Genomic DNA, 12335 nt, shown 5'->3' with positions numbered 1-12335 from the left:
GTCCGAAGCACTAACCTTTTTTGCATAGCAATGCAATATTGCCGGGCCGCAAATGGATGCGCACTAGGAATTTCGCCGGCCTGTGATATTTTCCGCGCATGGTGATGGATCTGACGCCTCGACGGGCTGGATGGGACCTTCGATTTGAAAAAGAACAATCCCAGTGACCCGAGCGGCGGGCAGCTTCGCAAGAAATATGCATCGTCCATGGATGTCGCGCGACTGGCCGGCGTGTCCCAATCCGCGGTGTCCCGCACCTTCACCGAAGGGGCCAGCGTTTCGCCCAAGACGCGCGCGAAGGTCATGAAGGCGGCCGACGAGCTCGGCTACGGTCCAAGCATTATCCCACGGATTATGCTGACACATCGCTCCTCCCTGATCGCGATCGTCAGCGGCGGGCTCTACAATCCGTTCTATGCCAGCGTGGTGGAGGCGCTTGCGCAGGCCATCCAGAAGTCCGGGTCGAACGTCATGTTCTTCTCGGTGAACCACGGCGAATACATCGACGAGATCATCCCGGACATCCTGGGCTATCGGGTGGACGGCATCATTTCCGCGCTGTCGATCGTATCTCCCGAGGCCGCCGAGCGATGCGCGAAGATGCATACGCCGGTTGTCCTCTTCAACAACAAGCTGTCGAACGAATGGGTCGCCTCGATCTGCAGCGACAACGTCGAAGGCGGCAGGCAGATTGCATCGCTATTCCTCAAGCGCGGCGGCAAGCGCTTCGCCTATATCGGCGGCAAGAAGGGGAACCTCGCGAGCGAGGACCGCTTCGCCGGCTATCTCGCCGGCCTGATGCGCGAGGGCGTGACGGATGTGGCCGTGACATACGGCGACTTCCGGCATGATGAGGGTTACGAGGCCGCGAGGAAGCTTCTTGCCGCCAAGAGGCCGCCCGACGCGATCTTCTGCGCGAACGACCTGATGGCCTTGGGCGCGATGGAGGCGGCGAAGGCGGCAGGGCTGCGCATCCCCGAGGACGTGCTGATCGCCGGCTTCGACGACATTCCCGCCGCATCGTGGCCGAGCTTCGACCTGACCACCATCAGGCAGGACGGCGACGCCATGATACGCCGGGCGATGGACCTGCTTTCGAAGATGATCGATGGCGAACAGCTTGCGGGCAACTCCCTGCACCTGATTGCGGCTCCGCTCGTGGAGCGCGGCTCCACGGCGCGCGCCGTCCCTGCCGGCTGACCCGGAAATCCTGAACACCGTCATTGCCGGCCGGCCCGCATACGGCGACGGGATCGTTGACAACACCCGGAATGTGCCGTACGGAAAATTGCATAGCAATGCAATATAAGGAGAACGGAGGAGAGAGATGGACGCTGCCGAACACGGTAGAGGCCATGCGTCTGCGGAAAATGCTTCCTGCGCGGGCTTTCGGCAACCCGAAGACCGCCGGACGCGTCCCCGGCACCAGCCCAGAACCCGGAATGCAACCTTGCAACGGGATCGCCATGGGAGCGATCCGCTCACCCGCCCGCGGCCATCGCCCGTCGTGATGCGCTGCCGGTTCAAGACACACACGCGCCCGGGCCCGCAGGCTTCGGGCGCCGCAGTTCAAACCTCGGATGACGAAAAGGCTTCGGAATGAACGAGACGACCGCAAAGCCAACCGCCCAGGACGAGCGGTTGAGGCATACTTCCTGGATCGCGCAGCTCATGAAGCGTCCGGAGCTCGGCGCCCTGTCCGGATTGGCGTTCGTCACCGTATTCTTCGCCCTGACGGCGGATCCCGTCATGTTCAGCCTGTCGGGCATCCTCAACTTCCTCAGCCCGGCGGCGCAGGTGGGCATCCTTGCCATCGGCGCCAGCCTGCTGATGGTCGGCGGGGAGTTCGACCTCTCCGTCGGATCGATGGTGGCTTTCGCCGGCCTCGTGTTCGGCGCGACGGTGACGGTTCTCGATATGCCGCTGTTCGTCGCGGTTCTCGTGACCATGCTGACGGCAATCGCGATCGGCGCGACGAATGCCCAGATCGTCCTGCGGACCGGCCTGCCCAGCTTCATCGTCACCCTCGCCCTGCTGTTCATCCTGCGCGGACTGGCGCTCGTCGGCGTGAAGTGGGCAACGGGCGGCTCGACGCAGCTGCGCGGCATCGCCGACCGCGTCTCCGAAGACCCCCTTCTGCCCTTCCTCGCCGGCGACGCATTCTCCGGCTTCTTCCAATGGCTCGCCGACCATGACGTCATCGCGAAATTTCCGAACGGAGCCCCCATGGCGCCGGGCGTTCCGATCGAGCTCGTGTGGTTCCTCGCCCTGACGGCCATCGCCACCTGGGTGCTGCTGCGCACGCGCTTCGGCAACTGGATCTTCGCGTCCGGCGGAGACGCCGCGGCCGCGACCAATTCCGGCGTCCCGGTCCGGCGCGTCAAGACCTACCTGTTCATCATCACCGCCTGCTGCGCCGCCCTGGTCGCGGTCATAACCGTCCTCGATGCCGGCTCCACGGACCCCCGCCGCGGCTTCCAGAAGGAATTCGAGGCGATCATCGCCGCCGTCATCGGCGGATGCCTCCTGACGGGCGGCTACGGCTCCGCGATCGGCGCCTTCCTCGGTTCCATCATTTTCGGAATGGTCATGATCGGCCTGACATACACCCGCATCGACCAGGACTGGTACCAGGTCTTCCTCGGAGGAATGCTTCTCATCGCCGTGCTCTTCAACAATGCCATCCGCCGGCGCGTAACGGGCGAACGATAGGAGATCCGACATGACCGCACCCATCGTCCGCATGGAAGCGATCGAGAAGCACTTCGGCAACATCATTGCACTGGCGGGCGTCTCCTTCGACGTCGTGCCGGGGGAATGCCACTGCCTGCTCGGCGACAACGGGGCCGGCAAGTCGACGTTCATCAAGATCATGTCCGGTGTTCAAAGGCCGTCAGCGGGCCAGATTTTCGTCGAGGGGCAGCCGACGACCTTCAGGAACCCGCGCGAGGCGATGAATGCGGGGATCGCGACGGTCTATCAGGACCTGGCGATGATCACGCTCATGAGCGTCACCCGCAACTTCTGGATGGGCCGCGAGCCGACGAAGGGCTGGGGGCCTTTCAGGCGGCTCGACGTCAAGAACGCCGAACGCATCACCATCGAATCGATGCGTTCCATGGGCATCAATCTCCGCGAGGCCGACCAGGCCGTCGGCACGCTGTCCGGCGGCGAGAGGCAGACCATCGCCATCGCCCGCGCCGTGCACTTCGGCGCCAAGGTGCTCATCCTGGACGAGCCGACCTCCGCGCTCGGCGTCCGGCAGACGGCGAAGGTGCTGGCGACCATCGACAAGGTCCGGAAACGCGGCGTCGGCGTGGTGTTCATCACGCACAACGTACGCCATGCCATGGCCGTGGGAGACCGCTTCACCGTTCTCAACCGCGGCCGGACCCACGGAACCGCGAAGCGCGGCGAGATCACGGCGGAGGAGCTCCAGAATCTCATGGCCGGGGGCCAGGAACTCGAGGCTCTCGAGGGATCGCTCGCCGGTACGGTCTAGCGATGCGCTTGCAATGCTATCCATATGGCGACGCACTGGATTTTTCATTTCACGCCATACAGGCTCTTCATATAACTATTTGATAAACATTGATTATTAGAATCATCATTATGACAATAAGATAGCGATTTGAAAAAATTTCAGTTCTCTATAATTTGCATAGCAATGCATTTACTGGCATGCTTGAGGCGTTACCGGTGTGGATGATCGTATCCCGCACCTAATATCGGGAGGATGGAATGAAACAGGCATTGAGGAAATTCGCACTGGCAGTCGGCCTCGGCTTCCTGCTCGCACCGGGCCTGGCCGGAGCGGAAGACATGCGTGTGATCATGGTGAGCCACGGGCAGGCGGCCGACGCCTTCCACGGCATCGTCAAGAACGGCTTCTTCCAGGCCGGGAAGGACCTGGGCGTCAGCGTCGACTACCGCGCGCCGGAGACCTTCGACATGGTCGCGATGGGGCAACTGATCGACGCGGCGGTCAACCAGCGTCCCGACGGCATCGTCGTCACCCTTCCCGACACGGATGCGCTCGGCCCGGCCGTGAAGCGCGCCGTCGAATCCGGTATCCCCGTGATCGCCGTGAACTCGGGACAGGACGCCTACAAGACGCTCGGCGCGCTGGCATTCGTGGGCCAGGACGAGGCCCTCGCCGCGAGAATGGCGGGCGAGCGCCTGAAGGAGGCCGGAGGCAAGAAGGCGATCTGCATCAACGTCGAGCCCGGCAACGTGACGATCGACATCCGCTGCAACAGCTTCACCGAAGGGTTCGGCGGGGCGGTGAACGTCCTCCAGACCTCAATGGACCCGGCGGACATCGAAGCCAAGGTGCGCGCCGCGCTGCAGGCCGACCCTGAGATCGACACGATCCTTTCCACGGCCGCGATGGTGGCCGGCGAGCCGGCGCTGAAGGCGCTGAAGGCCACGGGCCAGCTCGGCAAGATCAACCTGGGGTCCTTCGACCTCTCCCCCGCGATGCTCGAGGCCGTCCGCGACGGCAATGCCATCTTCTGCATCGATCAGCAGCAGTACATGTACGGCTACCTGCCGGTCGCGCTCCTCCAGCTCTACAAGCACTCCAAGATCGTGCCGGCGAATGACGTCCTGACCGGTCCGCGCTTCGTGACGAAAGACATGGCGGCGGAAGTGATCGACCTCTCGACCAAGGGCATCCGCTAGCCGACGCGTCCATTCGCAACGGTGAAAACACTCGGCGCAGCAGGATCGCTGCGCCGAACTGCTTTGGATCAGAGGGAATTGGTTATGGCAGTCCGCTGGGGAATCTGGGGCGCGACGACGATCGCACAGGAATGGATGATCGACGCCATCCGCGCGCGCGGCGGCGAGATCGTCTCGCTATGCGGCCGCGATCGGGAGAGGGCGGCCGCCTATGCCGCCAGGAACGGCATCCCGCAATATTTCACATCTTCCGAGGACTTCCTGCGCTCCGGCATCGACGCGGTTTACGTGGGCACGATCAACGCCTTCCACCACGAGCACGTCCTCGCCGCCGCGGCCGCCGGAAAGCACGTTCTCTGCGAAAAGCCGCTGGCTCTCACGCTCGGTGCGGCGAGGGACATGATCGACGCGTGCACGAACGCCTCGGTGGTCCTTGCCGTCAACCATCATCTCCGCAACGCCGCCCCGCACGCGGCGGTCAAGGACATGCTCCGCCAAGCCTGCATCGGCGACATCGTCTCGGTCGCGCTCACGCATGCCAGCTATCTTCCCCCGCATCTGCAGGGTTGGAGGATCAACGATACCTCGGCCGGCTCGGGGGTGGTCCTCGATCTTACTGTCCACGATGCCGACCTCCTCCATTTCCTTCTCGACTCCGAGCCCGAGAGCGTGTTCGCCGTCGGCGGCAACAGCGGCCTGGCCCGTTCCGGGATCGAGGACAGCGTCATTGGCGCGATACGGTTCAGGAACGGCGTGAAGGCGTCCTTCTTCGACGCCTTCACCACGCCCTTCGCGCAACACCGGCTGGAGATACATGGAACGAAGGGGACCCTGATCGCCACCGAGAACCTCCAGCAGACCCCGGGCGGCAGGCTGGTTCTCCGGAACGACGACGGCGCGCAGGATGTGCCGATCCGGCCGACAAACCTCTATGAACCGAACATCGGGGCATTTCATGACGCCGTTCATGGCCGCGGCGCGCTGATCGCAACGGGTGCCGACGGCCTCCGCTCGCTGGCGGTCGCCCTCGCCGCGAAACGATCGATCGAAAGCGGCACGATGGTCCCGGTGACCTACTAGGTGGCCGATCATCACGCGTTTCCGACCGGCATGCCTGCGAAGCGAGGGAGAGGTGAGCGAGCGATACCGGCCGCTGCCTGAGAAGACCCCGACCCTCCAGGCCAATCGGGATCGAACGACCGAGGCCGGCATGCGAACGAAGTGGCAAATGGATTTCTGCCATCTGCCTTGCGGCGTTCATTATTTGCATTGAACACCAAGAACCCCTGCGGGCTGCTGCGCAGGGGTTCCGGAAGACTTAAGACTTGGAGACGAACGTCGATCAGGTCACAGGTTCTCGCCGTAGAACGCCCTGAGCCTGTCGACGGCCTGATCGACGCAATCGGGCTTGTCGTAGAGGTCGTAGTGCGTGGCGCCGGGAACGACGAGGATGTCCTTCACCTTCGAGGCCGCCTTGTTGAACAGCTCGAACCCGTCGCGATAGGAGCCGAAGGCACCCGCCTGCCCGCCGCCGACGACGATCTGCAGCGGCTGGGTCAGCAGCTTCTCCGCCAGATGGAAGGCATCGAAGGTGAAGGCCGCGCCGGTGCTGACGACGTTCAGCCTGTTGGGCGAGCCCGGCTGCCGGCCGCGCGGCGTCGTGTAGTAGTCCACCGCCTCGACCACGTCGACATCCTCGATGCCGTAGGATTCGAGCTGCTCCTTCGATTGCGGGATATAGGTTGTGACGGCGGTCTCCGCCCCGCGCGCCTCGGCCGTGCGCTGCGCGCCGATGCCTTCGAGCGCCCTGATCGCCGCGCCGGCGGAGAGATCGCCCTCGCGGCACAGCCGGCCGTAATTCGCCCCGACGATGGTGCCGACCGCCTTGAAGCGGCGCTCCGTCATGGCCGCGTTGACCGCATAGCCGCCGCCCCCGCAGATGCCGAGCACGCCGATGCGGTTCTCGTCGACATAGGGCAGCGTCACGAGGTAATCGGCCGCGCAGCGGAAATCCTCGATGCGCGCCGCCGGGTCTTCCAGATAGCGGCCGGGACCGCCGCTTGCCCCCTGCGTGGAGGCGTCGAAGGCGAGGCAGACATAGCCGAGCGCGGCGAGCCTCGACGCGTAGATCGCGGCCGTCTGCTCCTTGCAGGAGCTGATCGGATGCGCGACCACGATGGCCGGATACTTTTTCGCCTCGTCGAAGGCGGCGGGCAGGTGCAGGTCGGCGGCCACGTCCCAGCTCTTGTTCCTGAAGGTCACGGATTTCATGTTCTGTCTCCTTTCCATTCGGTGAACCCGAAGATAGCGCCCGCTCCGGTTTTCGATTAGACAGTTCAATCGGGATGCCATGATTAGCAGGGCTTATGGATGCCGAACGAGAATCTGCGTGACCTGAATGCATTCGTCGCCGTCGCGGAAGAGGGCAGTTTCACGCGCGCCGCCGCACGGCTCGGCGTTTCGCAGTCCGCGCTGAGCCAGACCGTGCGCAATCTGGAAGACCGGGTGGGCATCCGCCTTCTCAACCGCACGACGCGGAACGTCTCGCCGACGGAGGCGGGCGAGCGGCTGCTGTCGGAGGTGGCGCCCGCTCTGGAACAGATCGGCCGCGGCTTCGCCCGGCTCGGATCGCTGCGCGAGCGGCCGTCCGGCACGATCCGCCTGTCGGCCGACGAATATGCGATCCTCAGCCTGCTGTGGCCGGCGCTGGAGCGCTTCCTGGCGCTCTATCCGGAGGTCAACGTCGAGCTGGTGACGGACTACGGCCGCACCGACGTTGTCCGCGAGCGCTTCGATGCGGGCGTGCGGCGCGGAAAGCTCGTGTCGAAGGACATGATCGCGCTGCGCATCGGGCCGGACATACCCATGGTCGTCGTCGGCGCGCGATCCTGCTTTGCGGGACGCAAGCCGCCGCGACGGCCGCAAGACCTGTCGGACCACGTCTGCATCAATCTGCGCCTGCCCACTCACGGCGAGTTCTTCGCCTGGACCTTCAGCAAGGGCGGGAAGGACATGCGCGTCACGACGGGAGGCAGGCTCGTCTTCACCAGCGTCCTGCAGGTGCGGCAGGCCTGCCTCGCCGGCTTCGGCCTCGCCTACCTGCCGCTCGATTTCGTGGCCGGTCACATCGCCGGCGGAGACCTTGTCGAGGTGCTCTCCGACCGGCGCAAGACCTTCGAGGGCTACCACCTCTACTACCCCAACCGGCGGCAGCATCCGCCGGCCCTTGCCGCGCTGATCGAGGCGCTGCGCCATCGGGAAGGCGAGGCATCGTTCCGATAGCCGCAGCTTCAGTGAGGTACCGGCCGCATGGCCGGGCATCTACCGGATGAGGCCGTCCGGCCAGTTCCGATCGAGGCCGGGTTATTCGGGAACCACCTCCGCATAGGCGATCCCGGAGGCGAGCCAGGCGTCGACCTGGTCTTCCGGATAGCCGAATTCGCGCAGGATCTCGCGCGTGTGCTGGCCGACCAGCGGTGCGGGCCGGCGGATCGTCGCGGGTGTCTCGGAGTGGCGCACGGCCGGCGCCACCACCTTGACCGTGCCGGCGCGCGGATGCTCGTAGCTCGTCACCAGCTCCATGTGGCGCACCTGCGGGTCCTCCGCCGCCTGGAGATGGGACTTCACCTCGCCGCACCAGATGTCGGCGGCGAGCAGGGCCTCCAGCAGCGCCGCCGTCGTCCACTTTCCGGTCTCCGCCGCCAGCCTGCGCCAGATCTCGTCGCGTTGCGCGAAAAGCTTCCCCGGATCGTCGTAGACGAGCAGCTCGTCGTTGCCGAGCACGCCGACGAGCGTGCGGTAGGGGCTCATGGCGATCGTCACCCAACCGTCCCTGGTCGGGTAGGTCCCGAACGGCGCATCCATGCCGGGATGGCCGATGCCCGACCGGGGGCGCTGGAAATCCTCGTTGAAGTTCAGCGCCATGACCATTTCCTGGTTCTGGTGGGCGAGCATGCCGGCAAGGAGGTTCACCCTGACCTCCTGCCCGAGCCCCGACTTCTCCCGCCAGTAGAGCGCCGAGAGGATGCCGTAGACCATGTTCATCGCGCCGACCTGGTCCGAGAAGCCCGCGCCGACCGGCGTCGGCGGCGCATCGGCCTGGCCCGTCGCCGCCATGATCCCCGTCAGGCCCTGCACCAGCATGTCCTGTCCGGGCCGGTCGACATAGGGGCCGTCCTCGCCGTAGCCGGAACCGGAGCAGTAGATGATGCGCGGATTGACCGCGCGGAAATCCTCATAGCCGTAGCCCAGGGCCTTCATCACGCCGGGCCGGAAGTTCTGGACGACGATGTCGGCGCTCTTCGCCATCTCCATCACGATGGCCTTCACCTCCGGCGACTTGAGGTTCAGCGCGATCGACCGCTTGTTGCGGTTCCAGGCGAGGAAATTCGGGCTCTCGCTGCCGCCCACCCATTTGTTGCGGAAGGTGAGGGAGCGGAAAAGATCGCCCTTGCCGGGGCGCTCGATCTTGATGACGTCCGCCCCCATGTCCGCCAGCAGCTGCGTGGCGAAGGGTCCCTGCAGGAGATGGGAGAAGTCGAGGATGCGGATGCCTTCCAGCGCGGCCGGGGTGGAGGTCTGGGTCTCGGTCATGGGATCTGCCTTTCAGTCATCGAGATGTCCTCGCGTCCCGTGGCGCGCGCGCAGCCAGAGGGTGCGGAGGATCGCAAGGGTGGTTTCCGGTTCTTCCCGCCGCTCCAGCGCCGCGCGGATGCGTTCCGCCGCGGCCGTCTGGAAGGCGATGTAGCCGTCGAAGCGCGGGCGCAGCAGCGCCGTCTCCGCGGTGGTAAGCGTGTTGCGGTAGAAGCCGCCCCAGGCATCGTTGACGGCCGCATCCTGCCAGGCGGCGCGCGCGGACGGCTGGCCGCCGAAGGCGGGGAACGTTTCGACCTGCGTCGGCACCGACAGCAGCGAGGCGATATGGGCGAGCAGCTCCGCCGTCGGCCGGCAGCGGCGGGAAAAGGCGATGCCGGTGCCGCCGATCACGCCGCCCCTGCCCTCCGCCGCGCGGATCGTGTCCGAGAATGCGAGCACATGGGGCGCATGACCCGCAGCGGCATAGGTGACATAGCCGAAGACCAGCGGCACGAGCGCGACGTCCCCGCCCCGCGCCATGGCCTCCAGCAGGCCGATGGGATTGAGCGTCTCGCTGCCGGACGGGCGGCGGGCGTAGAGGCGCTGCATGATGTCGAGCGCGGCCGCACCCTTCGCATCGGACAGGAATTCCGCCCCGCCGACACGGCCGCCGGCGCCCGCCACCATCGACATCAGCGTCAGCACGGCATGGGGTCCGGCGAGCGATTGCGCCACCGGCAGGCGCCTGGCGATCGCCACCACCTCGTCCCAGTTCGAGGGCGGTGCGGGAACGCGGTCGGCACGGCGCGCCATGACCTGCGTCGCGACGTCCAGCGGCAGGGCCCAGGTCCGGCCGTCCCAGCGATAGCTTTCGGCCGAGGGGCCGACGCTGCCGCGCCGCCAGGCCTCGATCTGTTCGGCGGAATAGAGGTCCTCGAGCGGCAGGAAGCAGCCTTCCGCGACGGCCTCGCCGATATGCGGATGATCCATCACCAGAAGGTCGTTTTCTTCCGCAAGCGTGCGGATCGGCGCGCTCTCGAAGCCTTCGAGGGGTTGCTTGTTCCAGTGGATCAGCGGTTCCGCACGCTCCGCGTTCGCGCGCCGCGCCGTCTCGGCGAGCGCATCGTAGCCGCGGGGATGATCCCAGGTCAGGCCGACGAAGGTCATGCCGTCGCCCTCCAGAGAGGCGGGGCCCCGACGTCGCAGTCGATGACGGTGATATGCCACCGGCCGAGATTGGCCGCGAAAAGCCGCGTGCCGTCGAAGGCGACGTTGGTCGGATGGCAGAGCACGTGCGCCGTCGGGTCCTCGGCGAGCACGCGCACGCTCCCCGCGCCGTCGACGCGCAGGATGCGCGAGGGCTCGTAGAGGGAGACCAGCAGGTTGCCCGCCGCGTCGAAGGCAATGCCGTCCGGATAGCCGGGCAGGCCGGTGACGAACGGGGTGATGGCGCCGGCGCTGCCGTCGTCGGCGACCCCGATGCGCGATACCCGCTGCGCGAACGTCTCGCAGACATAGAGCGCCGCCTCGCCGGGCCGCATGGCGAGACCGTTGGCGAAGGCGAAGTCGGCGCCGCACCAGAGCCGCCCTTGCCCGCCCGACAGGTCGAAGGACCAGATGCCCGGGCCGGGCCGCGCGGAATCGTGGCTGTCCGAGACGAGAAGCCGGCCCCGTTGCCGGTCGACGACGGGATAGTTGGGGATGCGCAGGCCCGGTGCCTGGAGCCGTGCAAGCGTGCCGGCGGCGAGGTCCAGCCGGAACACGGCGGCGTGCCTGAGGTCGCAGGCATAGAGCGCCCGGTCGCCGTCGAAGGCGAGGCCGAGGAGGAAGCCGCCGGTCCCGGCGACGCGCTCGATGCGGCTGCCGTCCGGCGCGATGCGGCAGATCTCGCCGTCCTGGTTGCCGCACCAGATCCATCCGTCCGGCCCGACGGCGACGCCTTCCGGATGGCTGAGCCGCGGTTCGCTCCAGATCCCGTCGAAGAAGACGCGCAGGCGATCCGGCGAAAGAATGGGGTCCGGCATCATGCTTCCCCCCGGCGCTCGCCGCTCGCCGCATCGAAAAGGTGCATGCGCCCCTCCTCGAAGCGCAGGCTGACGGGCGCGCCCCTCTCGAACGCCGCCTCGGGCGGCAGCTTGGCGGCGACCAGCGCATCCTCCGCCTTGACCATCAGGATCGTGCAGTCGCCGAGCAGCTCGCACGAGAAGACCGTGCCCGAGAAATGGCCGTCGCCTTCCGGTGCCAGCCGGACATGCTCCGGGCGCACGCCGAGCGTCACGTCGCCCGCCGCCTGCGCCAGCGGGAAACGTCCGCCGGCGCTCCTGAACCAGCCGTCCTGCAGCCGGCCGGGCAGGAGGTTCATCGGCGGCGAGCCGATGAAGCCGGCGACGAAGGTGTTGGCGGGACGCGCGTAGATTTCCGCGGGCGTGCCGATCTGCTGGATCACCGCCTTGTTCAGCACGACAATGCGGTCGGCGAGCGTCATCGCCTCGACCTGGTCGTGGGTCACGTAGATGGTGGTGACGCCGAGGTCGCGCTGCAGGTTCTTCAGCTCGCCGCGCATCACCGTGCGCAGCTTCGCATCCAGGTTAGAGAGCGGCTCGTCCATCAGGAAGATCTGCGGGCGGCGGACGATGGCGCGGGCGAGCGCCACGCGCTGCCGCTGCCCGCCGGAAAGCTCGGCCGGGCGGCGGGTCAGGAGAAGCAGCATGTCCACCCGCTCGGCCGCGGCGCGGACCAGCGCCTCCCGCTCGGGCCGCGCGACTTTGCGGATCTTCAGCGGATAGGCGATGTTCTCGCCGACGGTCATGTGCGGATAGAGCGCATAGTTCTGGAAGACCATGGCGAGATCGCGGTCGCGCGCCGGGATGTCGTTGACGCGCCGCCCGCCGATCAGGATCTCGCCTGCCGTCGGTTCATCGAGACCGGCGACGATGCGCATGGTGGTCGACTTGCCGCAGCCGGAGGGGCCGAGCAGGACGAGAAATTCGCCGTCGCCGATGGAGAGGTCCAGACCGCCGAGCGCGGTATAGGCGCCGAAGCTCTTGGTCAGTCCGCGCAACTCGATTGTCGCCATG

Annotated in this window: 11 protein-coding genes; 6 read left to right on the top strand and 5 right to left on the bottom strand. The window is 66.4% G+C overall.

Features of this window, described 5'->3' with window-relative positions; all coding sequences use genetic code 11:
- Positions 1 to 144 precede the first annotated feature (144 nt).
- The 5 genes from NNZ72_RS18600 to NNZ72_RS18580 all read left to right on the top strand — a co-directional run bounded on the left by NNZ72_RS18600 (position 145) and on the right by NNZ72_RS18580 (position 5763).
- Positions 145 to 1200, top strand: a complete 1056-nt coding sequence (locus tag NNZ72_RS18600) for a LacI family DNA-binding transcriptional regulator (RefSeq protein WP_257317013.1) — start codon at positions 145 to 147, stop codon at positions 1198 to 1200.
- 399 nt (positions 1201 to 1599) lie between these two features.
- Positions 1600 to 2712, top strand: a complete 1113-nt coding sequence (locus NNZ72_RS18595) for an ABC transporter permease (protein WP_257317012.1) — start codon at positions 1600 to 1602, stop codon at positions 2710 to 2712.
- A gap of 10 nt (positions 2713 to 2722) precedes the next feature.
- On the top strand, positions 2723 to 3502 hold the full coding sequence (locus NNZ72_RS18590; RefSeq protein ID WP_257317011.1) for an ATP-binding cassette domain-containing protein: 780 nt from the start codon (positions 2723 to 2725) through the stop codon (positions 3500 to 3502).
- A gap of 239 nt (positions 3503 to 3741) precedes the next feature.
- A complete protein-coding gene (locus NNZ72_RS18585; RefSeq protein WP_257317010.1) occupies positions 3742 to 4683 on the top strand; it encodes a sugar ABC transporter substrate-binding protein in 942 nt (313 codons plus the stop codon).
- 21 nt (positions 4684 to 4704) lie between these two features.
- A complete protein-coding gene (locus NNZ72_RS18580) occupies positions 4705 to 5763 on the top strand; it encodes a Gfo/Idh/MocA family protein (RefSeq protein ID WP_257317009.1) in 1059 nt (352 codons plus the stop codon).
- A gap of 267 nt (positions 5764 to 6030) precedes the next feature.
- Here the strand turns inward: NNZ72_RS18580 and NNZ72_RS18575 are convergent, their stop codons facing one another.
- Positions 6031 to 6954: an alpha/beta hydrolase gene (locus tag NNZ72_RS18575; protein WP_257317008.1), complete on the bottom strand. Its 924-nt coding sequence runs from the start codon at positions 6952 to 6954 to the stop codon at positions 6031 to 6033.
- Between the two features lie 99 nt (positions 6955 to 7053).
- Here NNZ72_RS18575 and NNZ72_RS18570 point away from each other — a divergent pair, with 99 nt between their 5' ends.
- Positions 7054 to 7965, top strand: a complete 912-nt coding sequence (locus NNZ72_RS18570) for a LysR family transcriptional regulator (RefSeq protein ID WP_257317007.1) — start codon at positions 7054 to 7056, stop codon at positions 7963 to 7965.
- A gap of 81 nt (positions 7966 to 8046) precedes the next feature.
- Here the strand turns inward: NNZ72_RS18570 and NNZ72_RS18565 are convergent, their stop codons facing one another.
- Genes NNZ72_RS18565 through NNZ72_RS18550 form a run of 4 tightly spaced genes read right to left on the bottom strand, consistent with a single transcriptional unit; the run spans position 8047 to position 12334 of the window.
- Entirely contained in the window at positions 8047 to 9276 is a 1230-nt protein-coding gene (locus NNZ72_RS18565; RefSeq protein WP_257317006.1) for a CaiB/BaiF CoA transferase family protein, read from the bottom strand.
- Positions 9277 to 9288: 12 nt separating this feature from the next.
- A complete protein-coding gene (locus NNZ72_RS18560) occupies positions 9289 to 10425 on the bottom strand; it encodes an extracellular solute-binding protein (protein WP_257317005.1) in 1137 nt (378 codons plus the stop codon).
- Positions 10422 to 11282: an SMP-30/gluconolactonase/LRE family protein gene (locus NNZ72_RS18555; RefSeq protein ID WP_257317004.1), complete on the bottom strand. Its 861-nt coding sequence runs from the start codon at positions 11280 to 11282 to the stop codon at positions 10422 to 10424. The genes NNZ72_RS18560 and NNZ72_RS18555 overlap by 4 nt, the downstream gene beginning before the upstream one ends.
- Positions 11282 to 12334, bottom strand: a complete 1053-nt coding sequence (locus tag NNZ72_RS18550; RefSeq protein ID WP_257317003.1) for an ABC transporter ATP-binding protein — start codon at positions 12332 to 12334, stop codon at positions 11282 to 11284. Before NNZ72_RS18550 ends, NNZ72_RS18555 begins: the two co-directional genes overlap by 1 nt.
- Position 12335: the final 1 nt, after the last annotated feature.

Origin of the sequence: Shinella pollutisoli, from assembly GCF_024609765.1 — a bacterium.
GTDB lineage: Bacteria > Pseudomonadota > Alphaproteobacteria > Rhizobiales > Rhizobiaceae > Shinella > Shinella pollutisoli.
Note: the sequence above shows the minus strand (reverse complement) of the source record. Positions and strands in the feature narration are given on the sequence as shown.